The 25,897-nt window shown below is 59.7% G+C and carries 28 protein-coding genes; 26 read left to right on the top strand and 2 right to left on the bottom strand.

Going from position 1 to position 25,897, the window contains the following annotated elements; translation table 11 throughout:
- Positions 1 to 79: 79 nt before the first annotated feature.
- The 16 genes from ald (at position 80) to RX327_RS32925 (ending at position 16,483) form a co-directional block, all read left to right on the top strand.
- Entirely contained in the window at positions 80 to 1,192 is a 1,113-nt protein-coding gene (gene ald, locus RX327_RS33000) for an alanine dehydrogenase (RefSeq protein ID WP_317248371.1), read from the top strand.
- A 340-nt stretch (positions 1,193 to 1,532) separates the two neighbouring features.
- Positions 1,533 to 1,727, top strand: coding sequence for a 4Fe-4S dicluster domain-containing protein (locus RX327_RS32995; RefSeq protein WP_317248370.1), 195 nt, complete (start codon positions 1,533 to 1,535; stop codon positions 1,725 to 1,727).
- Positions 1,728 to 1,928: 201 nt separating this feature from the next.
- Positions 1,929 to 3,425: a Fe-S cluster assembly protein SufB gene (gene sufB, locus RX327_RS32990; RefSeq protein WP_317248369.1), complete on the top strand. Its 1,497-nt coding sequence runs from the start codon at positions 1,929 to 1,931 to the stop codon at positions 3,423 to 3,425.
- A gap of 67 nt (positions 3,426 to 3,492) precedes the next feature.
- Positions 3,493 to 4,245: a Fe-S cluster assembly ATPase SufC gene (sufC, locus tag RX327_RS32985; protein ID WP_317248368.1), complete on the top strand. Its 753-nt coding sequence runs from the start codon at positions 3,493 to 3,495 to the stop codon at positions 4,243 to 4,245.
- A gap of 18 nt (positions 4,246 to 4,263) precedes the next feature.
- The gene (gene sufD / locus RX327_RS32980; RefSeq protein ID WP_317248367.1) at positions 4,264 to 5,601 is read left to right on the top strand and encodes a Fe-S cluster assembly protein SufD; all 1,338 of its coding nucleotides are present in this window, start codon (positions 4,264 to 4,266) and stop codon (positions 5,599 to 5,601) included.
- Complete coding sequence (locus RX327_RS32975) at positions 5,598 to 6,845, top strand: cysteine desulfurase (RefSeq protein WP_317248366.1); 1,248 nt, start codon at positions 5,598 to 5,600, stop codon at positions 6,843 to 6,845. Before sufD ends, RX327_RS32975 begins: the two co-directional genes overlap by 4 nt.
- A 469-nt stretch (positions 6,846 to 7,314) precedes the next feature.
- The gene (nifD, locus tag RX327_RS32970) at positions 7,315 to 8,817 is read left to right on the top strand and encodes a nitrogenase molybdenum-iron protein alpha chain (RefSeq protein WP_317248365.1); all 1,503 of its coding nucleotides are present in this window, start codon (positions 7,315 to 7,317) and stop codon (positions 8,815 to 8,817) included.
- A 67-nt stretch (positions 8,818 to 8,884) separates the two neighbouring features.
- Positions 8,885 to 10,441: a nitrogenase molybdenum-iron protein subunit beta gene (gene nifK / locus RX327_RS32965; RefSeq protein ID WP_317248364.1), complete on the top strand. Its 1,557-nt coding sequence runs from the start codon at positions 8,885 to 8,887 to the stop codon at positions 10,439 to 10,441.
- A gap of 90 nt (positions 10,442 to 10,531) precedes the next feature.
- Positions 10,532 to 12,205 carry a nitrogenase iron-molybdenum cofactor biosynthesis protein NifE gene (nifE, locus tag RX327_RS32960; RefSeq protein WP_317248363.1) on the top strand — a complete coding sequence of 558 codons (1,674 nt, stop codon included), beginning with the start codon at positions 10,532 to 10,534 and terminating at the stop codon, positions 12,203 to 12,205.
- A 9-nt stretch (positions 12,206 to 12,214) separates the two neighbouring features.
- Positions 12,215 to 13,621, top strand: coding sequence for a nitrogenase iron-molybdenum cofactor biosynthesis protein NifN (gene nifN / locus RX327_RS32955; protein ID WP_317248362.1), 1,407 nt, complete (start codon positions 12,215 to 12,217; stop codon positions 13,619 to 13,621).
- Positions 13,618 to 14,013 carry a nitrogen fixation protein NifX gene (gene nifX, locus RX327_RS32950; protein ID WP_317248361.1) on the top strand — a complete coding sequence of 132 codons (396 nt, stop codon included), beginning with the start codon at positions 13,618 to 13,620 and terminating at the stop codon, positions 14,011 to 14,013. The genes nifN and nifX overlap by 4 nt, the downstream gene beginning before the upstream one ends.
- Positions 14,014 to 14,020: 7 nt before the next feature.
- Complete coding sequence (locus tag RX327_RS32945) at positions 14,021 to 14,491, top strand: NifX-associated nitrogen fixation protein (RefSeq protein WP_317248360.1); 471 nt, start codon at positions 14,021 to 14,023, stop codon at positions 14,489 to 14,491.
- A gap of 9 nt (positions 14,492 to 14,500) precedes the next feature.
- Positions 14,501 to 14,701 (top strand): CCE_0567 family metalloprotein, encoded by a 201-nt coding sequence (locus tag RX327_RS32940; RefSeq protein WP_317248359.1) that lies wholly within the window; start codon positions 14,501 to 14,503, stop codon positions 14,699 to 14,701.
- Positions 14,702 to 14,716: 15 nt separating this feature from the next.
- Positions 14,717 to 15,043 carry a ferredoxin III, nif-specific gene (gene fdxB, locus RX327_RS32935; protein ID WP_317248358.1) on the top strand — a complete coding sequence of 109 codons (327 nt, stop codon included), beginning with the start codon at positions 14,717 to 14,719 and terminating at the stop codon, positions 15,041 to 15,043.
- A gap of 370 nt (positions 15,044 to 15,413) precedes the next feature.
- A complete protein-coding gene (locus RX327_RS32930; RefSeq protein ID WP_317248357.1) occupies positions 15,414 to 15,617 on the top strand; it encodes a hypothetical protein in 204 nt (67 codons plus the stop codon).
- A 449-nt stretch (positions 15,618 to 16,066) separates the two neighbouring features.
- A complete protein-coding gene (locus RX327_RS32925; protein WP_317248356.1) occupies positions 16,067 to 16,483 on the top strand; it encodes a Rieske (2Fe-2S) protein in 417 nt (138 codons plus the stop codon).
- A gap of 10 nt (positions 16,484 to 16,493) precedes the next feature.
- Here RX327_RS32925 and RX327_RS32920 read toward each other — a convergent pair whose 3' ends face one another.
- Both RX327_RS32920 and RX327_RS32915 read right to left on the bottom strand, forming a co-directional pair.
- The gene (locus tag RX327_RS32920) at positions 16,494 to 17,084 is read right to left on the bottom strand and encodes a hypothetical protein (protein WP_317248355.1); all 591 of its coding nucleotides are present in this window, start codon (positions 17,082 to 17,084) and stop codon (positions 16,494 to 16,496) included.
- Between the two features lie 393 nt (positions 17,085 to 17,477).
- Positions 17,478 to 19,208, bottom strand: coding sequence for an ATP-dependent Clp protease adaptor ClpS (locus RX327_RS32915; RefSeq protein WP_317248354.1), 1,731 nt, complete (start codon positions 19,206 to 19,208; stop codon positions 17,478 to 17,480).
- Positions 19,209 to 19,475: 267 nt separating this feature from the next.
- Here RX327_RS32915 and RX327_RS32910 point away from each other — a divergent pair, with 267 nt between their 5' ends.
- The 10 genes from RX327_RS32910 to RX327_RS32865 all read left to right on the top strand — a co-directional run bounded on the left by RX327_RS32910 (position 19,476) and on the right by RX327_RS32865 (position 25,871).
- Positions 19,476 to 19,796, top strand: a complete 321-nt coding sequence (locus RX327_RS32910; protein ID WP_317248353.1) for an iron-sulfur cluster assembly accessory protein — start codon at positions 19,476 to 19,478, stop codon at positions 19,794 to 19,796.
- Between the two features lie 17 nt (positions 19,797 to 19,813).
- Entirely contained in the window at positions 19,814 to 20,101 is a 288-nt protein-coding gene (locus RX327_RS32905; protein WP_317248352.1) for a hypothetical protein, read from the top strand.
- Positions 20,102 to 20,112: 11 nt separating this feature from the next.
- Positions 20,113 to 21,306, top strand: a complete 1,194-nt coding sequence (nifS, locus tag RX327_RS32900; RefSeq protein ID WP_317248351.1) for a cysteine desulfurase NifS — start codon at positions 20,113 to 20,115, stop codon at positions 21,304 to 21,306.
- Positions 21,303 to 21,527, top strand: a complete 225-nt coding sequence (gene nifT, locus RX327_RS32895) for a putative nitrogen fixation protein NifT (protein ID WP_317248350.1) — start codon at positions 21,303 to 21,305, stop codon at positions 21,525 to 21,527. The genes nifS and nifT overlap by 4 nt, the downstream gene beginning before the upstream one ends.
- Positions 21,524 to 22,387: an SIR2 family protein gene (locus RX327_RS32890; protein WP_317248349.1), complete on the top strand. Its 864-nt coding sequence runs from the start codon at positions 21,524 to 21,526 to the stop codon at positions 22,385 to 22,387. The genes nifT and RX327_RS32890 overlap by 4 nt, the downstream gene beginning before the upstream one ends.
- Before the next feature lie 337 nt (positions 22,388 to 22,724).
- Complete coding sequence (nifB, locus tag RX327_RS32885) at positions 22,725 to 24,272, top strand: nitrogenase cofactor biosynthesis protein NifB (RefSeq protein WP_317251378.1); 1,548 nt, start codon at positions 22,725 to 22,727, stop codon at positions 24,270 to 24,272.
- An 11-nt stretch (positions 24,273 to 24,283) separates the two neighbouring features.
- A complete protein-coding gene (locus tag RX327_RS32880; RefSeq protein ID WP_317248348.1) occupies positions 24,284 to 24,508 on the top strand; it encodes a 4Fe-4S binding protein in 225 nt (74 codons plus the stop codon).
- A 428-nt stretch (positions 24,509 to 24,936) separates the two neighbouring features.
- Complete coding sequence (locus RX327_RS32875; RefSeq protein ID WP_317248347.1) at positions 24,937 to 25,260, top strand: nitrogen fixation protein NifZ; 324 nt, start codon at positions 24,937 to 24,939, stop codon at positions 25,258 to 25,260.
- Positions 25,257 to 25,496: a nitrogen fixation protein NifZ gene (locus tag RX327_RS32870; protein ID WP_317248346.1), complete on the top strand. Its 240-nt coding sequence runs from the start codon at positions 25,257 to 25,259 to the stop codon at positions 25,494 to 25,496. Before RX327_RS32875 ends, RX327_RS32870 begins: the two co-directional genes overlap by 4 nt.
- Before the next feature lie 15 nt (positions 25,497 to 25,511).
- Positions 25,512 to 25,871 carry a DUF3024 domain-containing protein gene (locus RX327_RS32865; protein ID WP_317248345.1) on the top strand — a complete coding sequence of 120 codons (360 nt, stop codon included), beginning with the start codon at positions 25,512 to 25,514 and terminating at the stop codon, positions 25,869 to 25,871.
- Positions 25,872 to 25,897: the final 26 nt, after the last annotated feature.

The following is a 25,897-nucleotide window of genomic DNA, read 5'->3' as shown; positions in this document are numbered from 1 at the left end:
GCGCCATCTAGCCGCCTCCTCATCAGTATTGCAGCGTCCTTCCGACTAAAAGGAACGCTGAGGCAGGGAGAATTGCAAAATGAAGCTCGGTGTTCCCAAGGAAATCAAAACACACGAATATCGCGTGGGCCTGACCCCTGGAGCTGTCCGGGAATATGTGGCTGCCGGCCACCGCGTGATGGTGGAGACCAACGCCGGCGCGGGGATTGGCGCAACCGACGACAATTATCGCAACGCGGGCGCAACTATTCTGGGGTCCGCGCGTGAGGTATTCGCCTCGAGCGAGATGATCGTAAAGGTCAAAGAACCCCAGCCGTCCGAATGGGTCCAGCTCCGAGAGAATCAGATCCTCTTCACCTATCTGCATCTGGCGCCCGATCCGGAGCAGGCAAAAGGACTGCTGAAATCGGGTTGCACAGCGATCGCCTATGAAACCGTGACTGACCCGCATGGCGGCCTTCCACTGCTGGCGCCAATGAGCGAGGTCGCGGGCAGGCTTGCCATCGAAGCGGCAGGTAGCGCCCTGAAGCGGTATGCGGGCGGTCGGGGGCTGTTGATCGGTGGCGTGCCCGGTGTTCCGCCGGCTCGCATCGTGGTGATCGGTGGAGGCGTTGTCGGGACGCATGCGGCGCGCATGGCGGTCGGTTTGGGTGCTGAGGTTACGATCATCGACCGCTCGATACCGCGGCTTCGTGAGCTGGATGAACTCTTCGAGGGGCGCGTTCGTACCAGGTTCTCGACAATCGACGCCGTGGAGCAGGAGGTCTTTGCGGCGGACGTCGTCATTGGCGCGGTGCTTGTTCCGGGCGCCAGCGCACCAAAACTTGTTAGCCGCGGCATGTTGAGTTCAATGCGCAAGGGAGCGGTGATCGTGGATGTCGCTATCGATCAGGGCGGCTGTTTTGAAACATCACACCCGACAACCCACGATGATCCAACTTACGAGGTGGACGGCATCATTCATTATTGCGTAGCCAATATGCCCGGAGCTGTCCCGCTGACCTCGAGCCAGGCCTTGAACAACGCCACGCTGCCATTCGGCTTGGCGCTCGCGAAAAAGGGATTTTCGGCCGTGCTTGAAAATCCGCACTTGCGCGCTGGCCTGAACGTCTATCGGGGCCGGTTGACCTACAAGGCAGTGGCAGAGAGTCTCGGCCTACCATTTTCACCGATCGAACAGGCTGCGGCCTGATCTCCCAGGCCCCCTAGGGGCGTTTCCTCCCTAACTTGGGCCACTCATTGGAGTGGCCTTTTTTTTGACCCCATCGATCTTTTGAGCGCGAATTGAATTGCTCTGGAACGTAGAGCCAATTCGGTCAGCAATGATAGCTGCGCGGTGCGGGCGGAGCGGCTACGTCGCTGAACAAGGACAGCATCGAAATCAAGCCTTGGGATTGCGTACTGTAGGGTTTGCGACAAGCTGTCCAAGCTGCAACATGCGACGGAAAATAGCCGATACAAATCAAGGCTCGGCGTTTGGCATGAGGCTTGAAGGGATGAAGCCGTCCCGTACCTCCTGTCCAAGGAATCGCATGGCTTACAAGATAATCGCGTCCCAGTGCACCGTCTGTGGCGCTTGTGAGTTCGAATGCCCCAACGACGCAATTAGTCTCAAGAACGACATCTATGTGGTCAATCCGGTGAAGTGCACCCAATGCGATGGGCATTTCGACGCGCCACAATGCGCGGCTGTCTGCCCGGTGCCCGACACCTGTGTGCCGGCCTAGAGGTTGGTCGATGAGTGGGTCTTCGGCGTGCATCAAGGTCAAGACGCTATTGGAGTTGGCGAATTATGTGACCGGTCGCTTGGTTTGGCCGGTTTTAAGCCCCGAACTGGCGACTCACGCACGCGCCTTTGCGGCTAGCAGAGCAGGCCGCAGCTGGCGCCGGAAGTCGTCGGAATCGTCCCTGAGCGAGCGGAGCGGGCAATGGTAGCGGCACAAGAGACGGCTGAGCGCGTCGCTCGCATCGGCGTCGATCAGTATCGATATGGTTTTGAGACGCTGATCGAATCCGACAAGGCCCCGAAGGGGCTGTCGGAGGACACCGTCCGCTTCATCTCCGCAAAGAAGAGCGAGCCGGCCTGGATGCTGGAATGGCGCCTTCAGGCGTATCGCTGCTGGCTGACGATGACTGAACCGACCTGGGCCCGCGTCCACTATCCGGGCATTGATTACCAAGACATCCACTATTACGCGGCGCCGAAGCCGAAGAAGCCTCTATCCTCGATCGACGAGATCGATCCGGCAATCCTCAAGACCTATGAGAGGCTCGGCATTCCGCTGCGCGAGGTTGCGATCCTCGAGGGCGTCGAACCCACCCCGGGCGGCGAGCCGTCGGCCAATCGCAAGATCGCGGTCGATGCCGTGTTCGACTCCGTCTCGGTTGCAACCACGTTCAAGGCGGAGCTGAAGAAGGCCGGCGTGATCTTCATGCCGATCTCGGAGGCGATCCGCGAGCATCCTGAACTGGTGCAGAAATATCTGGGAACGGTGGTGCCGATTTCCGATAATTTCTACGCGACGCTGAACTCGGCGGTGTTCTCCGACGGCTCGTTCGTCTACGTGCCGCCGGGTGTGCGCTGCCCGATGGAGCTGTCGACCTATTTCCGCATCAACGAGCGCAACACCGGCCAGTTCGAGCGCACGCTGATCATCGCCGACAAGGGCGCCTACGTCTCCTATCTCGAAGGCTGCACCGCGCCGCAGCGCGACGAGAACCAGCTGCATGCGGCCGTGGTCGAGCTCGTCGCCCATGACGATGCCGAGATCAAATATTCGACGGTGCAGAACTGGTACCCGGGCAATTCGGAAGGCAAGGGCGGCATCTACAATTTCGTCACCAAGCGAGGCGACTGCCGCGGCAACAATTCCAAGATCTCCTGGACCCAGGTCGAGACCGGGTCTGCGATCACCTGGAAATATCCGAGCTGCATCCTGCGCGGCGACAATTCACGCGGCGAGTTCTACTCGATCGCGATCTCGAACGGTTTCCAGCAGGTCGATTCTGGCACCAAGATGTTCCATCTCGGCAAGAACACGTCGAGCTGGATCATCTCCAAAGGCATCGCCGCCGGCAAATCGCGGAACACTTATCGCGGTCTTGTCAGCGCAAATCGGAACGCCGCTGGCGCGCGCAACCACACCACCTGCGACTCGCTTCTGATCGGCGACAAATGCGGCGCGCTTACCGTGCCCTATGTCGAAGCCAAGAATTCCTCGGCGACGTTCGAGCATGAGGCGACGACGTCGAAGATTTCCGAGGACGTGCTGTTCTACTGCATCCAGCGGGGAATGTCGCAGGAGGAGGCTGTCAGCCTCGTCGTCAATGGCTTCATCAAAGAGGTGCTGCAGAAACTGCCGATGGAGTTCGCAGTAGAGGCGCAGAAGCTGATCTCGATCTCGCTCGAGGGATCGACCGGATAATTACAGCTTTAGCGAGCCCAACCAAAGTGGCTCGCCGGTCCGATGATGCACGTGAGGGATAGCTCGAATGCCGTTACTCGAAGTCAGAAATTTGCACGTTTGTGTCGAGGGTCGCGAGATCCTCCACGGGCTCGACCTCACGGTCAATGCGGGCGAGGTGCATGCCATCATGGGACCAAACGGCTCGGGAAAATCAACGCTCGGCCACGTCATCACAGGCAAGCCCGGCTATCAGGTCACCGCAGGTCAGATCCTGTTCATGGGCGAAGATCTGCTCGCGCTGGCGCCGGACCAGCGCGCCGCCAAGGGTATCTTCCTTGCCTTCCAATATCCGGTAGAGATTCCAGGCGTGACCACCATGAACTTCCTGCGTACCGCGCTCAACGCGCAGCGCAAGGCGCGTGGCCAAAGCGGATATTCGACGCCGCATTTCCTGAAGAAGGCTCGCACGGTCGCCAAGCAACTCAACATTCCGCAGAGCATGCTGAAGCGGGGCGTCAATGTCGGTTTCTCCGGCGGCGAGAAGAAGCGCAACGAGGTTTTGCAGATGGCGCTGTTCGAACCCAGTCTTTGCATTCTGGACGAGATAGATTCTGGTCTCGATATCGATGCGCTGCGGATCGTGGCCGAGGGCATCAACGCAATGCGCTCGCAGGACCGATCGATGATTATGATCACGCATTATCAGCGGCTTTTGAACTACGTCGTGCCCGACGTCGTGAACGTGATGTCGAAAGGGCGGGTTGTGAAGAGCGGCGACAAGCAGCTCGCGCTGGAGCTCGAGGCCTCTGGCTACGCCCAATTCGACGACGCGGCCTGACGCGCAGGGGATTTTCGGATGGATCTGGTTTTGGCTAAGGCTATGCCGGAGGATAAAGACAATGCGGAGCGGGCGAGCAATGTCTTCGCGGCTGCGCGCGGGCGCTTGCCCGGGGTGGGTCGCATCGCCGACATTCGAGCGCGAGCATTTGAGGCTTACGAGCGGGTCGGCCTGCCACACCGGCGCGTCGAGGAGTGGAAGTACACAGATCTGCGCGTATTGATGCGCGATGTGCTGCTGCTCGCTGACACGCCAGATGCGTCCGCGCTAAGGAGGGCGCAGGCTGCGGTCCAGCAAGCGGCATTCAAAGGCGCAATCAAGCTGGTGCTGGTTGATGGTGTGTTCGTACCCAGTCTGTCTGATGTCGCCAAGCTCGGAAAAGGCGTCATCGTACGGACGCTGCGCGAGGTTTTGGAAAGTTCGGCGAGCGACGCAATGGCCGGCTTGGTGCTGTCGACGACCGCTGACGCAATGATCTCGCTCAATACTGCGATGGCAACTGATGGCGTCGTGGTGACGATCACGGAAGGCACGGCGCTGAGGCGTCCTCTTCATGTCATTCACGTCGCAACCGCCTCCGCCGCATCTCACTTTACACGCTCGTATCTGCACCTCGATGATCGCGCGCAGGGAACCGTACTGGAAAGCTTTGTCGCAGCCGAAAGCGCAGGCGGCTATCAGGCCAACAATGTCAAAATCGTGCTGGTTGGCAATCAGGCTGGCCTCTCGCATCTTCGCGTGAGGGCAGATGCGCCCGACGCAGCGAATATCTCCTCGGAGATCATAGCAGTTGGTTCCAGGGCCAAACTTAATCTGTTCGACATGGCCCGCGGCGGTGCCGTCAGCCGCTATCAGGATTTCATCACGCTGGCGGGCGAAGGGGCGGAGCTTTCCGTGAACGGCGTCAACCTGCTCACGGAGGAGCAGCACGCAGACACGACACTCGTCGTCGATCACGCCGCGCCGCATTGCGTTAGCCGTCAGAATTTTCGTGCGGTCGCTGATGGGGCCGGCCGCTCGGTGTTCCAGGGGCGAATCATCGCTCGTCCCGACGCGCAGAAGACCGACGCCAAAATGACGATGCGGGTGCTGCTGCTGTCAGACCAGGCCGAGGCCGACAATAAGCCAGAGCTCGAAATCTTTGCCGACGACGTGAATTGCAGTCACGGAGCGACATCAGGCGGGTTGGATGAGAGTCTCCTGTTTTATTTGGGCGCTCGCGGTCTGTCCGAGAACGATGCTCAAGCGCTGCTGATTCGGGCGTTCCTTGGTGAGGCGATTGACGGGATGGCCAACGATAATTTGCATGATTTTGCGACCGCGCAAACCGACCGCTGGCTCAAGGCGCGGCGATGAACACGCATCCTGCGGTCAGCAATGGTGGCTACGACGTCGATCTTCTGCGCAAGGAGTTTCCCGCGCTCGCCACGATGGTCCATGGCCAGCCGCTGGTATATCTCGACAATGCCGCATCCGCGCAAAAGCCCAGGGTCGTACTCGACCGCATGATGCAGGCATACTGCAGCGAATATGCAAATGTGCATCGCGGGCTGCATTACCTGGCCAACGCCGCGACCGAGGCCTATGAGGGCGCGCGAGCCAAGGTAGCGCAGTTTGTGAACGCACATCGAACCGAAGAAGTCATCTTTACCCGTAGCGCGACCGAGGCGATTAATCTGGTTGCTCAAACCTTTGGCCGTGAGCTCATCATGCCGGGTGACGAGATCGTTCTCTCGATTATGGAGCACCACTCGAACATCGTGCCGTGGCACTTCCTGAAGGAGCGCCATGGTGCCGTGATCAAGTGGGCGCCGGTCGACGACGAGGGCAACTTCCTGATCGAGGAGTTCGAAAAGCTCCTTAACTCGCGCACCAGAATCGTCGCGATCACCCAGATGTCGAACGCGCTCGGCACGCTGGTTCCGGTAAAGGACGTGGTCCGTCTCGCGCATGCCCGCCGCATTGCGGTGCTGGTCGACGGCTCACAAGGGGGCGTCCATCTGGACGTCGATGTCCGCGACATTGATTGCGATTTCTATGTCATGACGGGCCACAAATTGTATGGGCCGACCGGCATAGGCGTGCTTTACGGCAAATATGCCAATCTGGTGACGATGCCACCGTTCAATGGGGGCGGTGAGATGATCCGCCAGGTTTCGCGCGAAGGCGTGATCTATGGTGATCCACCGCACCGGTTCGAGGCAGGCACGCCGCCGATCGTCCAGGCGATCGGTTTGGGCGCGGCTATCGACTTCATTGATTCGATCGGCAAGGCGCGGATCCGCAAGCACGAGAGCGCACTGCTGGCTTACGCGCAGGAAAAGCTGCAGAGCATCGAGTCCCTGCGCCTCATCGGAACGGCGGCAGAGAAGGGCGCGATCATGTCCTTTGACATGAAGGTCGCGCATCCGCACGATATCGCGACCGTCATTGACCGCTTCGGGGTCGCGGTGCGCGCCGGGACTCATTGCGCGATGCCGTTGCTCGCGCGCTTTGGCTTGCCTGCGACGTGCCGCGCTTCCTTTGCTCTTTATAACACATATGAAGAGATCGATACGCTCGCGCGCGCGCTGATCAAGGCGGAGCGCCTGTTCTCCTGAGCGGCCGAGCTTGCCGCGATCTGGCTCGCTGTGCGGCCCGATGAGATTGCGCGGCGAGCGGTATGACCATGCAGGATGTGCGCAGCTCCGCGACCGACGAAGCTGAGCACTTACCGGCTTTTGGCGCCTTGGTCCTGGCAAGCCGAATGGGCCGAGCTGCGGTGCGGTTTGCTCGCCTCGCGGTGGCTCCGCTCAAGTCAAGGCGGGACACATCCCGCTAGCCATCGGCGTTTTGGTGGCCCATATCACGGCCGAGCTCGCCTTGTTTTGTTTCGAACACGGCCGAACGGACACCTGGTCTGGACGGGGCGATGTCGGGTTCGCAACAACCGTCCGTCGCTGCGCGCGCCGCACGCTAAGTCATTGGAAATAATACGAATGTTTGCGTTCACGCTCAGCTGGCACACACGTTGCAAAAGTCGTGGCCAAGAGCCGCCGTTGCAACAGGAAATCTTAAAAGGACATCAGCATGAGTCTCGCCACGACCTATAGCACCGCACAGATCAGGGCGCGCAACAAAGAGCTGATCGAGGAGGTGCTGAAGGTCTACCCGGAGAAGACCGCAAAACGACGTGCCAAGCACCTCAATGTACACGAAGCCGGCAAGTCCGATTGCGGCGTCAAGTCGAACCTGAAGTCCATCCCCGGCGTGATGACCATTCGCGGCTGCGCTTATGCCGGCTCCAAGGGCGTTGTGTGGGGGCCGATCAAGGACATGATCCACATCAGCCACGGCCCGGTCGGCTGCGGCCAATATTCCTGGGCTGCACGCCGCAATTACTACATAGGCAAGACCGGAATCGACAGCTTCGTCACCATGCAGTTCACCTCCGACTTCCAGGAGAAAGACATCGTGTTTGGCGGCGACAAGAAGCTCGCCAAGATCATCGACGAGATCCAGGAGCTGTTTCCGCTCAACCACGGCATCACCATCCAGTCGGAATGCCCGATCGGCCTGATCGGCGACGATATCGAGGCCGTCTCGAAGGTGAAGTCCAAGGAGTATGACGGCAAGACCATCGTCCCGGTGCGCTGCGAGGGCTTCCGCGGCGTCTCGCAATCGCTCGGCCACCACATCGCCAACGACGCGGTGCGGGACTGGATCTTCGACAAGGGGGGCCCACAGGGCAAGCCGACGTTCGAGCCGAGCCCCTACGATGTCGCAATCATCGGCGATTACAATATTGGCGGCGACGCTTGGTCGTCTCGAATTCTGCTCGAGGAAATCGGCCTGCGCGTGATTGCCCAGTGGTCCGGCGATGGCTCGCTGGCCGAGCTCGAGGCAACCCCGAAAGCAAAGTTGAACATCCTGCACTGCTACCGCTCGATGAACTACATCTCCCGTCACATGGAGGAGAAGTTCGGCATTCCCTGGTGCGAGTACAACTTCTTCGGACCCTCCAAGATCGCGGAATCGCTGCGCAAGATCGCGAGCTTCTTCGACGACAAGATCAAGGAAGGCGCCGAGCGCGTGATCGCAAAGTACCAGCCGCTGATGGACGCGGTGATCGCCAAGTATCGCCCGCGCCTCGAGGGCAAGACGGTGATGCTGTTCGTCGGCGGCCTGCGTCCCCGCCACGTGATCGGCGCCTATGAGGACCTCGGCATGGAGGTGGTCGGCACCGGCTACGAGTTCGGCCACAATGACGACTACCAGCGCACGGCCCAGCACTACGTCAAGGACGGCACGCTGATCTATGACGACGTCACCGGCTACGAGTTCGAGCGCTTTGTCGAGACGATCCAGCCGGATCTGGTCGGCTCGGGCATCAAGGAGAAGTACGTCTTCCAGAAGATGGGCGTGCCGTTCCGGCAGATGCACTCCTGGGACTATTCCGGTCCCTATCACGGCTATGACGGGTTCGCGATCTTCGCGCGCGACATGGACATGGCGATCAACTCCCCGATCTGGAAGAAATTGAAGGCGCCCTGGAAGGACGTGCCAAGGCCAAAGCTCTTGGCCGCAGAATGACGCGAAACAACCTGGTCTCTGCCAAGAGACGGGACGACGTTAATCACGATACCTGAAAGGCTTTACCATGGCGCAGAGTGCAGAACACGTGCTCGATCACTTCGAGCTGTTCCGAGGTCCGGAATACCAGCAGATGCTGGCCAACAAGAAGATGTTCGAGAATCCGCACGATCCCGCGGAGGTCGAACGCATCAAGGAGTGGACGAAGACATCTGAATATCGCGAAAAGAACTTCGCGCGGGAGGCTCTGACGATAAATCCGGCCAAGGCCTGCCAGCCGCTGGGTGCCGTGTTCGTCGCCGTCGGGTTCGAAGGCACGCTGCCCTTCGTGCACGGCTCGCAGGGCTGCGTCGCCTATTACCGCAGCCATCTGTCGCGGCACTTCAAGGAACCGAGCTCCTGCGTTTCCTCGTCGATGACGGAAGATGCGGCTGTGTTCGGCGGCCTGAACAACATGATCGACGGGCTTGCCAACACCTACAACATGTACAAGCCGAAGATGATCGCCGTCTCCACCACCTGCATGGCGGAAGTGATCGGCGACGACCTCAATGCCTTCATCAAGACGGCGAAGGAAAAGGGCTCGGTGCCAGTGGATTTCGACGTTCCCTTCGCTCATACGCCGGCCTTCGTCGGCAGCCACGTGACCGGCTACGACAACGCCCTCAAGGGCATCCTGGAGCACTTCTGGGACGGCAAGGCCGGCACTGCGCCGAAGCTGGAGCGCAAGGAGAATGGCAAGATCAACTTCATCGGCGGTTTCGACGGCTACACCGTCGGCAACATCCGCGAGATCAAGCGCATCTTCGAACTGATGGGGATCGAATACACGATACTCGCCGACAACAGCGACGTGTTCGATACGCCGACCGACGGCGAGTTCCGCATGTATGACGGCGGTACGACGCTGGAGGACGCCGCGAACGCGATCCACGCCAAGGCGACCATCTCCATGCAGCAATGGTGCACGGAAAAGACGCTGCCGTTCATTGCCGACCATGGCCAGGAAGTCCTGGCTTTCAACTATCCAGTGGGCGTATCCGCAACCGATGAATTCCTCATGGCGTTGTCGCGCATCAGCGGCAACGAGATTCCGGAGGAGCTCGCTCGAGAGCGCGGCCGTCTCGTCGATGCCATGGCCGATTCGAGCGCGCATATCCACGGCAAGAAGTTCGCGATCTACGGCGATCCGGACCTCTGCTACGGCCTCGCCGCCTTCCTGCTCGAACTCGGCGCCGAACCGACCCATGTGCTCTCGACCAACGGCAACAAGGCCTGGGGCGAGAAAATGCAGACGCTATTTGCGAGCTCGCCTTACGGGAAAAACTGCCACGCCTATCCCGGTCGAGACCTCTGGCACATGCGCTCGCTGCTGTTCACCGAGCCGGTCGATTTCCTGATCGGCAACACCTACGGCAAGTATCTGGAGCGCGACACCGGCACGCCGCTGATCCGCATCGGCTTCCCGGTGTTCGATCGCCACCACCACCACCGCTATCCGGTGTGGGGCTATCAGGGCGGCATGAACGTTCTGGTCAAGATCCTCGACAAGATCTTCGACGAGATCGACAAGAACACCAACGTGCCTGCCAAGACCGACTACAGCTTCGACATCATTCGTTGATGAGAAAAACGCGCGCGCCATCGCCGGATATCGGCGGTGGCAGAAGCGCAGCATGGCAAGCCTTCCAGATAGCGTGAGAGGAAAAGCCGGATGAGTTCGCTACCAGCCACGATCCAGGACGTCTTCAACGAGCCGGGTTGCGGCAAGAACGCCAACAAGACGGAGGCCGAGCGCAAGAAGGGCTGTACCAAGCAATTGCAGCCGGGAGGGGCCGCAGGCGGCTGCGCCTTCGACGGTGCCAAGATTGCACTGCAGCCGTTCACCGACGTCGCGCATCTCGTCCACGGCCCGATCGCCTGTGAGGGCAATTCCTGGGACAATCGCGGCTCGGCATCATCGGGACCGAACTTGTGGCGCACTGGATTCACGACCGATCTGGCCGAGACCGACATCGTGTTCGGCGGCGAGAAGCGGCTCTACAAGGCGATCAGGGAGATCATCGAGAAATACGACCCGCCGGCGATCTTCGTTTACCAGACCTGCGTCCCTGCCATGATCGGCGACGACATCAATGCGGTCTGCAAGGCCGCGGCGACCAAGTTCGGCAAGCCGGTCATCCCCGTCAATTCGCCCGGCTTCGTCGGCCCGAAGAACCTCGGCAACAAGCTGGCCGGCGAGGCGCTGCTCGAGCACGTGATCGGTACCGCTGAGCCCGACTACACCACGCCCTACGACATCAACATGATCGGCGAGTACAACCTGTCCGGCGAGTTCTGGCAGGTCAAGCCGCTGCTGGACGAACTCGGTATCCGCATCCTGTGCTGCATCGCAGGTGATGGCAAATACCACGAAGTCGCCTCCTCGCATCGGGCGCGCGCTGCGATGATGGTGTGCTCCAAGGCGATGATCAACGTCGCCCGCAAGATGGAGGAACGCTACGGCATCCCCTACTTCGAGGGCTCCTTCTACGGCATCCAGGACTCCAGCGATTCGCTGCGCGAGATCGCCCGCCTGCTGATCGAGCGCGGCGCGCCGGAGGACTTGATCGGACGCACCGAGGCGCTGATCGTGCGGGAGGAAGCGCGGTCCAGGGCCGCAATCGAACCGTACAGGCCACGCTTCAAAGGCAAAAAGGTCTTGCTGATGACCGGCGGCGTCAAGTCCTGGTCGGTCGTTGCCGCGCTGCAGGAAGCCGGGCTCGAATTGGTCGGAACCAGCGTGAAGAAGTCCACCAAGGAGGACAAGGAGCGGATCAAGGAGCTGATGGGCCAGGACGCCCACATGATCGAGGACATGACGCCGCGCGAGATGTACAAGATGCTGAAGGACGCGCGCGCCGACATCATGCTCTCCGGCGGCAAGTCGCAGTTCGTTGCGCTGAAAGCGGCGATGCCCTGGCTCGACATCAACCAGGAGCGCTGCCACGCCTATATGGGCTACATCGGCATGGTCAAGCTGATGGAGGAGATCGAGAAGGCGCTCTACAACCCGATGTGGGAGCAATTGCGTCGACCGGCGCCGTGGGACCATGCGGCCGACGATGGGCAGACCCGCGCGATGGCGCAACACGATGTGCAGCCGATTGAGATCGTCGCCGACCGGGCACGGACGCAGAAGACCCTGCGCGCGAGAAGGATTTGCTTCTGCAATACGGTCGACCTCGGCACGATCGAAGATGCGATTCGCGCGCACAACCTGACCAGTGTCGAAGCGGTCACACAGCATACCGCCGCGGTCGGTGGCTGCTGCAGACGGCGGATCGAGGACATCCTGGCGGGCAGGCCGATCTCCTGGTGGCCGGCCGCGCTGCAGGCCACGGGATAGGGTGGCGTCATGGTCCTTGTCACCACCTCGAAGAAAGCCTGCTCGGTCAATCCGCTCAAGATGAGCCAGCCGATCGGCGGCTCTTTCGCCTTTATGGGGCTTCGCGGAGCGATGCCGCTGCTGCACGGCTCGCAGGGCTGCACCTCGTTTGGACTGACCCTATTCGTGCGGCATTTCAAGGAAGCCGTGCCGATGCAGACCACCGCGATGAGCGAGGTCGCGACCGTGCTCGGCGGCTATGAGAACGTCGAGCAGGCGATCCTCAACATCTACAATCGCACCAAGCCGGAGATCATCGGCATCAATTCGACCAGCGTCACCGAGACCAAGGGCGACGACGTCGAGGGCTTCATCCGCCTGATCCGGCAAAAGCACCCGCAGCTCGAAAAGTTCCCGCTGGTCTATGTCTCGACGCCCGATTTCAAGGACGCTTTCCAGGACGGCTGGGAGAAGACCGTCGCGCGCATGGTCGAGGTACTGGTCGAGGCGCCCGCGAGGGAGGCCGAGCGCAATCCTACGCAGCTAAATGTGCTTCCTGGATGTCATCTCACGCCAGGTGATCTCGACGAACTGAGGATCATCTTTGAGGATTTCGGCCTGCAGCCATCGTTCCTGCCCGACCTGGCGGGTTCGCTGGATGGGCATATTCCCGATCGCTTCACGTCGACGACGACCGGCGGCATTGGGGTCGATGAAGTCGCGCGCATGGGCCGAGCCGGCTGGACAATTGCGATCGGTGCGCAGATGCGGCGGGCGGCAGAGGCCATGCAAGAGAAGGCCGGGGTGCCTTTTCGGCTGTTTGAGCGGCTCTGCGGCCTGGTTCCCAATGATGACTTCATCGCCTTTTTGAGCGAGATCAGCGGCCGCCCTGTTCCAGCGAGGTATCGGCGCCAGCGCGGGCAGCTGGTCGATGCGATGCTGGACGCGCATTTCCAGATCGGCGGCCGCAGACTTGCGATCGGTGCGGAACCTGACCTGTTGCTTGACCTGTCCAGCATGCTGCACGAGATGGGCGCACGTGTAACGGCGGCCGTGACGACCACGCAGTCGGCGGTGCTGGAGCAGATCAAGACCAAAGAGGTGCAGATCGGCGATCTGGAGGACCTGGAAGAGCTTGCCAGGACCAGGAATTGCGATCTTTTGATCACGCATTCGCATGGTCGGCAAGCCGCGACACGCCTTAAGATTCCATTCTATCGGGCGGGCTTTCCGATGTTTGACCGGCTTGGGGCAGGACACCAGCTATCCGTCGGCTATCGGGGCACGCGCGATCTGATCTTCGATATCGCCAATCTGGTGATCGCCGACCGCGAGGAGAATCATGCCCCGACGCCCGATAGCTGGCGAGGCTCGACGCTGCCGTTAGGACCCGGCCGACGAAGTCCTGTCGACTCAACAGAGAGGTCGATTGCATGAAAGTTGCATTCGCTACCCAAGATCTCAGGCGTGTCGATGCACATTTTGGCTGGGCGAAGAATATCGCCGTCTACGATGTCGGGCCAGGGGGACACGTATTTCTGAAAGCGGTTCAGTTCGACGGCGAACTGAAGGAAGACGGCGACGAGGACAAGCTGACGCCGAAGATCGAAGCGATCAAGGATTGCGCTATCCTCTATGTCGGTGCCATCGGAGGATCCGGCGCTGCGCGAGTCGTGGCCAGAAACATCCATCCCATCAGAGTCAACAAGCCCGAAAGTATCCAGGTGCTGCTCGAAAAGCTCGAGCGCGTGCTGAAGGGAACGCCCCCGCCATGGCTACGAAAAGCCGTGGCCAAGGACAAGAAGCGTACATTCGATTTAGACGAATGAGGATCACATGACCGAGGCTGCAGACGTAATGCGATCCGCCGGCGGGTTCGACGCACCGTTCGTCAAAGAGCTGGTCAGGATTTGGAGGGCTGAGGACATGAGCGGGGCCTGGGCCGGCAAGAGCGATCTCGACCTACTCGAGCCTTATATCCTGGACAAGGAGAAGCGACGCGCACTGCCGGTCCTCGGCGATCCCGATCCGGATACGGTCTGGCGGCTCGAGCTGTTCTTCAACGCCGTCGCCCTTTCGATCGAGAAGGCGACCGACGTGATGATCCAGCCGATGCTGAAAATGCACCATGAGGGCTTTGGTCGCATGGTGCTGATCGCGGGACGATTGATCGCGGTGAACAAGCAGCTTCGGGATGTGCATCGCTTCGGATTCGACAATCTCGCAAAGCTTGCCAGTGAAGGCAACAAGTATGTCCGGGATGGAATCAAGATGATCAGGAAATTCCCCGAAGTTGCGAACTATTGAGGGCCGCGCATGAGCGATCGCGAGATACTAATAGCAGAATTGAAGAAGTTGTCGTCCAAAGCGCTGCAGGCCAAAATGGATCTGCACGATCTTTCGGAAGAATTGCCCGTCAACTGGACTTCGATCATGGCGGTGGCCCAGAAGGCGCACGATGCCTATGCCGAACTCGAGCGCCGGAGCCAGGACCTCAAGGCGCTGGAAAAGGCCTGAGGCGGGATTCCGATCATGTCCTACGCAACCCGCGACGGCCGCGACTGGAAGCCGGACTATCTGGTGTCGATCGATGCCCAGAAGTGCATCGGCTGTGGGCGCTGCTACAAGGTCTGCGGCCGCGAGGTCATGACGCTGAAAGGCATCAACGAGGACGGCGAACTTGTTGAACTCGACGACGATGACGAGGTCGAGAAGAAGGTGATGGTGATGAACGACGACGGCGCCTGCATCGGCTGCGGCGCCTGCGTCAGGGTTTGTCCGACCAATTGTCAGACCCACGTTTGTGCAAACGCGGCTGGAGCGCACATGTCCGCCTCTCCATTCTTAGGCCCATCGTGAACCAGATGAATGGACTACGCAACTTTGCAGCCGGAAGTGTTAGCATAGACTGGGCCAGCCCACTCGAATGGAGCTTACCTATTGCCGAATAACGGAGCGACGGAGCGTTTGCTCGTCGTTTCGCTCTATCGGCAAGACCCACCTTTAACAATTGCAATGGAGCGCCTTGCGAAAATCGCAACACGACAAACGGCCTGGATGCTGCCCTGGGTTGGCTGGTCCGATCGAGCCTCTATCTGTTCATGCCGCGCCCTCGGATACGTTCCCAGCGACCCAAATTAGGTGGACTTACGTTCTCCGGCACGGAAGAATACAACATGTAGGAGACCGCCGGTTTTACGGTCGTCGTCGATGCGCGATGGAGCGTCGTATGAAAGCTTATGAATGTCGCGCCGTCGACGTCGCTACACCGAACTATCCTGACATGCACAAGGTCGTTTTCGACTTCGTGGAGATCAGCAGTGCGCGGCAGAAGAACCTTATGGCAAACGTGCACATCTTCGCGAACCGTCGACCCTGGACGTACAACGCATTGGTCGACAAGCCTTTTCGGACGAACGTCGATACTCAATAGAGAGCCTTGATTGCATGAAAGGGCCGTCGCATACATTCTTGCCATCGAGCTGCCCATGGTTGGTCGGTGACAATACGGATCCTTCCTGATTTCCCCAACCCATCCACGAGTTGAAAGACATTCTTGCAGGAGAGAAATCACAGTCACGCGCCTCTGGTCTGCATAACATTGAAGGCCGTATCTGGATGCCGAAGTGCTGATTTAGCTTGTCCAGCACGGACTTGGAAGAATCGGCAGGCCAGAAGAAAAGCTATTTCAGTAACCGCGGAGATGGGTCAGCGGCGCGCTACAGAACCGAATGCTCGCGCAGATTCGTCGATCTTTGTCCGTCCCCAATTGCTTGCGGACGTCGGTTGCGGCGCCGTGAGTTGGATTCCTCAGAAAGGCGGGCGATCCCGTACCGCCATGATTGTTGCAGGCCTGACGCAGGGTGATCAATGAAAGGGTGGATGATGATGACCAAGCAAGAGGTGCAGTTCAATACCGTCTATGCGATTTGCGGCTTCAATGACATTCCAAGCCGCCGGGCCATGGGCTTCCATCTCATGATCGTCGGCGAAGACGGCAAGCACAGGCCGTGGTCCATCATTGTGGTGCGTTGGGGCAAAAAGTTGCTCGGCTATCTCAACAAATGTCCACACAACGACGTCAATCTGGACTGGGAGCGCAACGAATTCCTCGATCCATTCGGAACCCGGCTAATGTGCGGCAAGCATGGCTCAACCTTCGAGCTTGGCACTGGCCGCTGTGTCGACGGCCCTTGTAAGGGCAGAGAGCTCACGCCGGTCGCGTTGACGGTTCTGGACGGCGACATCTGCATCATCGGCGTGCGACTTGCCGAGGAGGATCGCGCCGGCGAGAGCTGAAGCGGCGCGCTCAGACGGGCCGGTTTTCGTTGCGGTTCTTCACAGGCGCCATTCTCTTCAGTGCGTCTTCGTAGGAGATCTCATCATAGGACGCATCGAGCTCCTTTGCCGCGTCGAGCAGGTAGTCGAGCTTGTCGCCCGCGTCCAGCTTTTTGATGTCATCCTTGTTGATCCCGACCAGGTCCATCATCTCCTTCCAGACTGTGGATTCATCGCATGGCAGCACGTGGAAGGTGACATTGCCCAGTTTGGTGCGGTATTTAGCCAACAAGTCAATGTTGTTGCAGAATATAAAATAGCGCCCCTCCGGGCCGAGCACGCCGTCCAGCACGTTTGCGACGTCAGCAAGATATGCGAGGGAGTGCAGATAGCCGGCCAGCACCGCAATAGTGCTTTCCCCTTCCTGGGCGACCGTCAGAACCTGCTCGATCGAATAATCCGGCGGCCGCTTCTCGTCCGCGACCTGCACCTGGAACTTCAGTGCGATATCGCCGCGGAAGCCAAACCGGCCCGGCCTAGTGGTCCCGCCTTTGAGTACGGCGTTGAGCAGGCGCCCCTCCTTCTCCAGGCGGCCGAGCGGGGTGTTCTCGATTGCAGTCATGAAGATCGTCCTCAATCTGAGCTGATTGCCGGACACGTTTTCGCCGGCGAGACCATCAATGCAAAGGTCTTGCCGTTGCAAGCGCAGCGGTTCATCGGGGTATTCCTGGCGAAATGCGCAAGGAGGCTGCGATCGCCGAACAAGCGCGTCAGAAACGCGACGCGGCGTTGCCGCATCAGTGCTTCCACAATGTAAGCATTGTCGGACCGCGTGGGCTGCAGCGCAAATGGATCTGCTACTTTTGTTCGGTTCGGTCGTGCCGCTGGTCGTCTTCTAATTGCAACGCTTGGTGGTTTGGTTCGCCAAGGGCCCTCTACGAACCCTATCCAGTCCTGGCGGCAGCGCTCGGTGTCCTCCTCTTGCGAGTTTGCGGACGTGCCAATGGCACTCGGCTTAATGCCGCGCTCTCCTTGACTTTCGAGGGGGTTCGATTGCGCCAGTTGCTCCGCTTCGTGCCCCCGCGGCGATCGCCTGGGGTCCGCCGAGCAGCTTCGCGTTGAGCCGACCGCTGGCGAACAACATATCATCGAGCGCTTCGTGGACATCGGCTGTGATCACAGAATGCCCGCCATCACGCGCAACGCTTGATTGTGTGACGCGCCGCATCAGTTCCTTGATGAAGATGGCACTGACCCCTTCGGTACTGCGGACGGCTTCGGCAATGATCTCCCCCTCAAGCGGCAGGCCTCCGCTGTATAGCCTGATCAGCTTGCCGCGGCTGGCTGCGTCCGGGAGCGGTATTTCGATCGCTTGGTCGATGCGGCCGTGGCAATCGGCCAGAGTGACCTCGAATTGGTCGGGGCGGTTGGTGGTGAGCACGAAGAGGATATCGGCATCCTCCTTCAAGCCGTCTATTTCATTCAGCAGCTTGCTCAGCAAGGGCGCCTCGCATGCTGTCAAAATGCTGCTATGGCTGGCGGTCCGATCGACATCGTCGATCAGGACCATTGTTGGTTGCAGCAGGCGTGCCAATGTCATATAGCTGCCCAGCAGTTCGAGCTGTTCGGTGGTGATGATCAGCGTGGTGTATCCCGGCAGGTTAGTAGCGAGATAATGGACCGTGTGGGTTTTGCCAGTGCCGGGCGGGCCATAGAGCAGAATACCCTTGCGCGTCGACTGGCGAAGACGGCGGAGTTCATCGCGGGCATCGACGAAGCCCAGCACGCTGCGATCGAGCAAGTTGAGCACCCGTTCGGGCAAGATGACGTCCTCACGTTTGACCTTCGGCAGCCGATGTAGCGTCACACCGCTGATGCGGCCGGCGCAAGCCGCACCTTCGTCGAGCGAGATGATCTTGCCACGATACGCGCATGCAGAGCGGATGGTCTTTTCCAGTTCATCAAAGCAGCACTGCGCGAAGCTGTCGCCGGTATCGCGCGCCGGAACGATTATTTCAATGCGGATCAGAGTCTCGCGGCCAAGTTCGCGATCATGCGAGAGCACGACGGCGTATGGGAACTCGCTCGCTTGGCAAAGCCACAAGCCGTTACGCAAACATTTGGCTGGCGCAAGCTCGCCCGTATCGATCTCGTCAAATTGCGGCGGCACCAGTGAAATCGCATCAGATCCACGGCGTTTCATTCGAGCGAATGAAAGCGCCTCGTCCCAATGCCGTTCATACGCGCCGAAGAAGCGGATTGGGTCAGCAAAAAGCTTGTCGATCGCGACCTGAACATCGGCGCGCATGTAGGCCGGAAAATGCCGCGTCGTGGTCGCGAGTTCTCCCGGCAAGAAATTTGCAAAGTGCCAGTCCAGCGCATCACAGGCATATTCGAATTGCACATCGGACAGGTCGGCCGTGTCCGCCTTGCCAGCGGCTTCAGTCGTGATCAGCAAGGGAAAGCCTGCGGCGCGGATGCGCGTCTGTGCTTCCACTATCAGTGCTTTCGCAACTGAGGGTGGGTATGGGCCGCAGACGGCCTTGCCCTGCTGCCAGACGAACTCGGCAAGTGCAACAGCATCCCGCTGTTGCTTTCCGAACACCTCGCGCAGCAGGCGCACGACGAAACCGACAGGCGTGTCATCGTCATTATGAAAAACAAGCCGAATGGAGTCAGTATCTACGCAGGCCGGGTCCATCAAAACCCGCGGTGAGCATTCTGGTTCTTCGGGCGTATGTTGCATGCTAGTCGTCCTCGTCGAACGGGATCGCCGGACGGGGCCGCCGGCACAAGGCGTGATGCAAATTCGTTGCCGTGACGCACCTTATGCTGGAACAGCGCAATACATAAGGAACCAGCCGCCGCGTCGCCCCACACCCTTGTCAGGAAGCCGACATGGGTTGCAAAGCAAACGGTGCGGTTGGAAAAGGCCAATATTGTCAAAGGCGGGAGTCGCTGGCATGCGAATTGCCAATTCGCAAGCGCAGCTCAGTTAAGTGGAGGGTGAGTAATGATCAATCTGACAGACAGTGCGTTGAACGCGGTCAAGAGCGTGCTCGTAAAGTCGGCTCAGCCAGCGCGCGGCCTGCGGATTATGGTTGAGACCGGTGGATGTGCCGGGTTCAAATATGCAATGGACCTGGCTGAGCAGGCGAACCCCAACGAGATGGTGATCGAGCGCGACGGCATCAAGGTCTTCGTCGACGACATGAGTCGTGATCACCTCGCCGGCACGACGATCGACTTCGTGGTGAAGCTGGAGGGATCTGGATTTATCTTTGATAATCCGAATGCCGGCTCGATCTGTTCCTGCGGAAAATCGTTCAGCTGATGACAAGGAACCAAAGCGTGCTTGTCCCCGAGCCACTGAAGTACCCGCTGTTTGCCGAAAAGGATCGGGAGCAACTCATTCGCGACGTGATCGAGAAGACCCAGCCCCATCTGCGATGCGATGGCAGCGATGGCCGTTTCGTCGGGATGGGCCGCGGAAGGAGCATCGTCAAGCCGACTAGCGTCTCGGTGCTCCGCAAGCTGTCCGGCCGGGCGCTCGAACGCATTCAGGCGCGCCTGATCGAAAGGGTCGGCAAACTCGTCGGCCTCATCCCACTCGCCGCCGCGGCCAGGGCACGGGTTTGAGCGAGGCCCTGATGCAGATTTATCTCGATAACAATGCCACCACGCGCGCGGATCCCGCTGTCGTCCAAGCCATGTTGCCATTCTTGACCGAGCAATTCGGCAATGCCTCTTCTGCGCACGCGTTTGGCAGCGAGGTCGCGAAGGCCGTGAAACAGGCGCGCCGCAGCTTGCAGGGATTGTTAGGCAGTGCCTACGATCACGAGATCGTTTTCACCTCCGGCGGAACCGAGGCAAACAACGCTGCCATCCTGTCTGCGCTTGCAACGCAGGACGGGCGCGACGAGATCGTCACGACCTCCGTTGAGCATTCGGCAATTCTTGCCCTGGTCGAGCATTTGGCGACAAACGGCGTCACGACGCATGTGATAGGCGTGGACAAGCGGGGCCGGCTCGACATCGAGGCGTTTCGAAGGGCCCTTGGACCACGCACGGCGATTGCGTCGGTCATGTGGGCCAACAACGAAACCGGCACGATTTTCCCGGTCGAGTTCCTTGCCGGGTTGACGCGCGCGGCGGGCGCCCTGTTTCACACCGATGCGGTGCAGGCCATAGGCAAGCTGGCCATCGACCTGAGTGATAGTGCTATCGACATGCTGTCGCTGTCCGCTCACAAGCTGCACGGCCCCAAAGGCGTCGGTGCGCTCTATTTGCGCAAAGACACAAACTTCAGGCCGCTGATCTGGGGCGGATCGCAGGAGCGAGGGCGCCGCGCGGGAACTGAGAATATCCCCGGCATCGTTGGCCTCGGCAAAGCTGCAGAACTTGCGGCGGAACGGCTCGAGCCGGAGCGCGCTCGCATTGGTTCCTTGCGCGATCGCCTGGAGCAGGCCATCTTGCATAACGGTGGTTGCTCGGTGCTCGGCGATCTCAGTAGCCGGCTGCCGAACACGACAAACGTCGCCTTCGACCATCTCGAGGGCGAAGCCATTGTGCATCATCTCAATCGTGCCGGCATTGCCGCTTCCGTGGCATCGGCCTGCAGCTCCGGCTCATTGGAGCCATCCCATGTTCTGCGCGCCATGGACATGCCGGCAAGCAGCATGCGCGGGGCGGTGCGATTCTCCCTGTCGCGTGAAACCACCGTCGAGGAGGTCGCTCGGGTCGCGCACGTACTGTCTGGCATCGTGGCTCAGCTGCGCGCCATGTCGCGGGAGTATTCCAGTGCACCCCGCGATGCGCCGCAGTCCAGGGAGTTGACGTCATGAAAATCATGATCCGCCGATCTCCGGACGCGGGTCTGTCGATTTACGTGCCGAAGAAGGATCTCGAGGAGCCAATCGTCGAAGCCGAGCACGAGACGCTGTGGGGCGGGTGGATCAAGATCGCCAATGGCTGGGTGCTCGACCTGCCGCAGATGGCTGCCGATACCAACCTGCCGATCACGATCAACGCCAAGAAGCGCGGCGAAAGCGGCGGCGAGCGATGAAGGCGCCTCCGCGCATCGATTTTGCCAGTGCAGCCGATACGGAGGCGATTGTCACTGAACTCGCGGCCAGACTGAGTGCGGGCAGCGTTATTCCCTACCTTGGACCTGGCCTTGCCGAATTGTCCCGGCCGGATGTCCCGACGACACCTGAGACATTGGCCGCCTTCTTTGCCACCAAGGTTGCACTGCCGCGACGGGCCAAGGGCAATGCGTGGGCGTCGGCGCAATATATCGAGAGTAACAAACATCGTCTGACCCTGACGAGGTTAATGGCTCAGGCCTTTGCTGTACCGGTCGAGCCGACGGCGCTGCATCATCATCTTGCGTCTCTATCGCCGCCGATGATCGTCGACACCTGGTACGACGGCGCCATGCGTGCGGCGCTCGGCGAGCGCGATGGATGGGGCGAGGTGCAGGGTATCAGCCGCGCCGGCCTCTATACTGACCACTTTTATCGCTTCTATGATTCGGCAGGCCAAGAGGTCGACGGCGCCGCGGCTCGCAATTGGGCGACGGTGCTGTACAAGCCGCATGGCAGCGTAGAGCCGGCAAAGAACTTTCTGATATCAGACGCCGATTATGTCGAGGTGCTGACGGAGATCGACATCCAAACGCCGATTCCCGACATTATCAAGGAAAGACGGACCCGGCGGAGCTTTCTGTTCATCGGCTGTCGCTTCAATGACCAGCTGTTGCGCACCTATGCGCGGCAAATCACCAAGCGCTCGTCCGAGGTCCATTACGTGATTGTCGATCCGCAAGCGCTTTCGCGCAACGAACTCTGCTTTCTCGTCGAGCAAGGCTTGATGCCGCTCGCAATTGAGCTCCCGCGCGCGGTGGAGCTATTGCTCGCCAGCTAGTGGCGCTGCCAAATTCAAGCCGACCGCGCCGACTGATAGGCAGAGATGGTCAGCAAATGAGGTCGTGGGTGAGAGCGGTTTCTGCTCGCCATCAGGCCGTGAATGAATAGGTGCGCGTCTATGGCAACACTCGCGGCCAGTGATATGTGTCGGTTTTCCTACATGCGGCAACATCACTGCGGTACCTGCAACAACGCGGATCGCGCGCGCCAAGCCATTGACACTGTTCAGAAATGGCATCGTTCGCCGCGATGGCACGGAGGTTGCTAACTCCCTCCTTGTGGTTCGCTCAGGGCTCGCCCTGAGGAGCTTATTTGCCGTGCAGGGAGAACTGATGATGGACGCGGTCGCGGGGCGCGGAAGACCTACCGGAGTTGCCGAGTATATCGGCGAGATCGCCGAGCATAAGGCTTGCCGCACCTCGCACGGCGGCCCCAGCACCAACTGCGGATCGCAGGCCGGCCAAGGCGACCTACCGAAAGAAATCTGGGACAAAGTGAAGACCCATCCATGCTATAGCGAGGAGGCGCATCATCACTACGCGCGCATGCATGTCGCGGTGGCACCCGCTTGCAATATTCAGTGTAACTACTGTAATCGCAAATACGACTGCGCAAACGAGTCGCGCCCTGGCGTGGTCAGCGAGAGGCTCACTCCTGAACAGGCCGTGAGGAAAGTACTTGCCGTCGCCTCCACCATTCCGCAGATGACCGTGCTCGGCATTGCCGGCCCGGGCGATCCCCTCGCCAATCCGGAAAAGACTTTCAAGACCTTCGAGCTGATCTACAACACGGCGCCGGACATCAAGCTCTGCCTGTCGACCAACGGCCTGGCACTTCCACAGTACGTCGATAGCATCGCTCGCGCCAATGTCGACCACGTCACCATCACCATCAACATGGTCGATCCCGAGATCGGCGCGAAGATCTATCCCTGGATCTTCTACAAGCACAAGCGCTACACCGGAATCGAAGCCGCCAGGATACTCATTGATCGCCAGTTGCAAGGCCTTCAGATGCTCACCGAACGGCGCATCCTATGCAAGGTCAATTCGGTGATGATTCCTGAAATCAACGACCAGCACCTCGTCGATGTCAACAAAGCGGTGAAGTCACGGGGTGCCTTCCTGCACAACATTATGCCGCTGATCTCCGCATCCGAGCATGGCACGGTATTCGGTCTGAGCGGTCAGCGGGGTCCGACGGCGCAGGAATTGAAAGCGCTGCAAGATGCTTGTGAAGCTGGGACGAAGATGATGCGGCATTGCCGCCAGTGCCGGGCCGACGCCGTCGGTCTGCTCGGCGAGGACCGCAGCGCCGAGTTCACCACCGACAAGATCATGGCGATGGAGGTCAATTATGATGCTGAAATGCGCCGGGCCTACCAAGCCAAGGTCGAGGATCAGCGCGCGGCCAAGATCGCGGCCGGGCGGCAGGAGCTTGCGGAGCTCGCTGGAGAGAAGAGCGAGATCACGCTTCTGGCTGCGGTCGCGACTAAGGGCTCTGGTCTGATCAATGAGCACTTTGGCCACGCTGCGGAGTTCCAGGTTTACGAGCTCTCGACCTCCGGCGCCAAATTCGTCGGCCACCGCAGAGCCGAGGTGTACTGCCAGGGCGGACACGCCGAGGAGGACAGGCTTTCAAACATCATCGGCGCCATCAAGGATTGCCATGCTGTGTTCGTAGCCAAGGTCGGTGACTGCCCGAAGAGAAATCTGCTCAAGGCCGGCATCGAGCCGGTCGACCAATACGCGCATGAGTTCATTGAGAAGTCGGCGATTGCCTGGTTCCGCTGCTATCTCGACAAGCTGCGAAGCGGTGAGATCTTGCACGTCAAGCGCGATGATGCGGCAATCCGCCGGAAAGCTCTGACCTCGGCGGCGTGAGGAGATAGCGAATGCCGTTCAAGATCATCGCTTCGCAATGTACGGGCTGCTCAGCCTGCGAGCCCTTATGCCCTAATGTTGCAATCTCCGAGAAGGGCGGAACTTTTACGATCGATCCGAAGAGATGTACCGAATGCGTCGGTTATTTCGACGAGCCGCAATGTGTTGCGGTTTGTCCGGTCGACAACACCTGCATCGTCGACACCTCATGGCCGCGCCGCCAGGCGTCGGCCTAAATGGGAGAGCCCCATGAACGTTACATGTGGATCGGGCGCTGAAAAGCTTACGAGTTGGCTGCTACGCCTTGCTGGCACCCAAATTCCAAATTTCGTTCGCCATCATAGAAGGCGCTCGCTTCGGATTGTTCGCCGATATCGACGTTGCGCCGGTAAGCCAAGCCTGGCGAGCAAGTCGCCGAGCGCAATGGCCGAACATTACTTCTCAATGCCGAACGCTGCGTGCTGCGCGGCGGTGTCCCCGTGGATTTGGCCGACGCTGCTCCCTGTAATCGACCTGCCGTTCCCTGATCCAGGCATTCCGTCCGGCAATCGCACAGATCGCCCATTAGAAAAGGAAAGCTGCCGATGAAGCCGGCGCAGTGGGCAATCGCTTGGCTTGCGCTCGCGTGGCAGCTCGTCCTTAAAAATCCGTAAGGGATGGCTGCATGAGCAATATCGTCCGCGACAGCGACGTGGTCGAGCTGACGGCGCCTCCTTTCTTCAGCTTCGGCGAAAAGGTGCGCGCCAAGCGCACCATCCGCAACGACGGCACCTATGCCGGCAAGGAGATCGGCGACATCCTCGCGAAGAAGGGCGAGATCGGTTACGTGGTCTCGATCGGCACCTTCCTCCAGCAATTCTACATCTACGGCGTCGCATTTCTGGAAAGCGGCTATCGCGTCGGCATGAAGCGCAAGGAACTCGATTCGGCTGGCGCGGGCGAAGAGGTCGATGATCCGCCGTTGCCGGAAGAAGAGGGCGTATCATGATCGGGCCAGTCCTTCCGAAATATCGATCAGGCCAGCGTATCAAAACCGCGATGGACCTCATTAATGACGAATCGTTTCCCAATGCGCCGCCCGATGGGATCTTGATCGGCGCTGGACGGACCGGAGAGATCATCCGGGTCGCCATGCATACGGATGAGAACGTGCCGATCTATATCGTTGATTTTGGCGAGCAGCTGATTATCGGCTGTTTTGAGGACGAAATCAAAGCGCTTTGAAGGGAGGCGTTGGCGATGAATGCCGCGGTAATGAGAAAGGTAGTGACCGGGCCGATTCCACACCCGAACGAGCTCGATCGCAAGCGGATCGAGCGCGCCCTGAGCTCGCGCATGCGCTATCGCTTTGTCTCGCCGAATGTGACGCCGGTAAGAGGGGGCTATCTCATTGAGAGTCCCTGCTGCTCGGGCAATATCGATAGGGACGGTGGTCTGATTGATGTCGCGCTGATCCTTTACGATGTCGCGAACGGGACCTGGAAGACATTCTTCAAAAATCATGCGCAGGGAATCTGGGAATTTTACAGCATTTACCACCGGCTGTCCTCAGCACTTGACGAATTGAACGCGGATCCTGAGCGGCTGTTCTGGCAATGATGCCCGTTTCGGACCTGTTATCGGAG

This window comes from Bradyrhizobium sp. BEA-2-5 (assembly GCF_032918025.1).
Classification (GTDB): domain Bacteria; phylum Pseudomonadota; class Alphaproteobacteria; order Rhizobiales; family Xanthobacteraceae; genus Bradyrhizobium; species Bradyrhizobium pachyrhizi.
The sequence above is the reverse complement of the archived record's forward strand: the minus strand, read 5'-3'. Positions and strand labels throughout refer to the sequence as shown.

Excerpts from the sequence above, each read along its gene's own strand:
- nifN (WP_317248362.1), top strand. The coding sequence starts at position 12,215 with ATGGTCCTTGTCACCACCTCGAAGAAAGCCTGCTCGGTCAATCCGCTC.
- RX327_RS32910 (WP_317248353.1), top strand. The coding sequence starts at position 19,476 with ATGATCAATCTGACAGACAGTGCGTTGAACGCGGTCAAGAGCGTGCTC.
- RX327_RS32890 (WP_317248349.1), top strand. The coding sequence starts at position 21,524 with ATGAAGGCGCCTCCGCGCATCGATTTTGCCAGTGCAGCCGATACGGAG.
- nifD (WP_317248365.1), top strand. The coding sequence starts at position 7,315 with ATGAGTCTCGCCACGACCTATAGCACCGCACAGATCAGGGCGCGCAAC.
- RX327_RS32945 (WP_317248360.1), top strand. The coding sequence starts at position 14,021 with ATGACCGAGGCTGCAGACGTAATGCGATCCGCCGGCGGGTTCGACGCA.
- RX327_RS32930 (WP_317248357.1), top strand. The coding sequence starts at position 15,414 with ATGAAAGCTTATGAATGTCGCGCCGTCGACGTCGCTACACCGAACTAT.
- nifS (WP_317248351.1), top strand. The coding sequence starts at position 20,113 with ATGCAGATTTATCTCGATAACAATGCCACCACGCGCGCGGATCCCGCT.
- fdxB (WP_317248358.1), top strand. The coding sequence starts at position 14,717 with ATGTCCTACGCAACCCGCGACGGCCGCGACTGGAAGCCGGACTATCTG.
- nifK (WP_317248364.1), top strand. The coding sequence starts at position 8,885 with ATGGCGCAGAGTGCAGAACACGTGCTCGATCACTTCGAGCTGTTCCGA.
- RX327_RS32920 (WP_317248355.1), bottom strand. The coding sequence starts at position 17,084 with ATGACTGCAATCGAGAACACCCCGCTCGGCCGCCTGGAGAAGGAGGGG.
- RX327_RS32880 (WP_317248348.1), top strand. The coding sequence starts at position 24,284 with ATGCCGTTCAAGATCATCGCTTCGCAATGTACGGGCTGCTCAGCCTGC.
- nifE (WP_317248363.1), top strand. The coding sequence starts at position 10,532 with ATGAGTTCGCTACCAGCCACGATCCAGGACGTCTTCAACGAGCCGGGT.
- sufC (WP_317248368.1), top strand. The coding sequence starts at position 3,493 with ATGCCGTTACTCGAAGTCAGAAATTTGCACGTTTGTGTCGAGGGTCGC.
- nifB (WP_317251378.1), top strand. The coding sequence starts at position 22,725 with ATGGACGCGGTCGCGGGGCGCGGAAGACCTACCGGAGTTGCCGAGTAT.
- RX327_RS32875 (WP_317248347.1), top strand. The coding sequence starts at position 24,937 with ATGAGCAATATCGTCCGCGACAGCGACGTGGTCGAGCTGACGGCGCCT.
- sufD (WP_317248367.1), top strand. The coding sequence starts at position 4,264 with ATGGATCTGGTTTTGGCTAAGGCTATGCCGGAGGATAAAGACAATGCG.
- RX327_RS32925 (WP_317248356.1), top strand. The coding sequence starts at position 16,067 with ATGATGATGACCAAGCAAGAGGTGCAGTTCAATACCGTCTATGCGATT.
- ald (WP_317248371.1), top strand. The coding sequence starts at position 80 with ATGAAGCTCGGTGTTCCCAAGGAAATCAAAACACACGAATATCGCGTG.
- RX327_RS32865 (WP_317248345.1), top strand. The coding sequence starts at position 25,512 with ATGAATGCCGCGGTAATGAGAAAGGTAGTGACCGGGCCGATTCCACAC.
- sufB (WP_317248369.1), top strand. The coding sequence starts at position 1,929 with ATGGTAGCGGCACAAGAGACGGCTGAGCGCGTCGCTCGCATCGGCGTC.
- RX327_RS32915 (WP_317248354.1), bottom strand. The coding sequence starts at position 19,208 with ATGCAACATACGCCCGAAGAACCAGAATGCTCACCGCGGGTTTTGATG.
- RX327_RS32975 (WP_317248366.1), top strand. The coding sequence starts at position 5,598 with ATGAACACGCATCCTGCGGTCAGCAATGGTGGCTACGACGTCGATCTT.
- RX327_RS32995 (WP_317248370.1), top strand. The coding sequence starts at position 1,533 with ATGGCTTACAAGATAATCGCGTCCCAGTGCACCGTCTGTGGCGCTTGT.
- RX327_RS32870 (WP_317248346.1), top strand. The coding sequence starts at position 25,257 with ATGATCGGGCCAGTCCTTCCGAAATATCGATCAGGCCAGCGTATCAAA.
- RX327_RS32940 (WP_317248359.1), top strand. The coding sequence starts at position 14,501 with ATGAGCGATCGCGAGATACTAATAGCAGAATTGAAGAAGTTGTCGTCC.
- nifT (WP_317248350.1), top strand. The coding sequence starts at position 21,303 with ATGAAAATCATGATCCGCCGATCTCCGGACGCGGGTCTGTCGATTTAC.
- nifX (WP_317248361.1), top strand. The coding sequence starts at position 13,618 with ATGAAAGTTGCATTCGCTACCCAAGATCTCAGGCGTGTCGATGCACAT.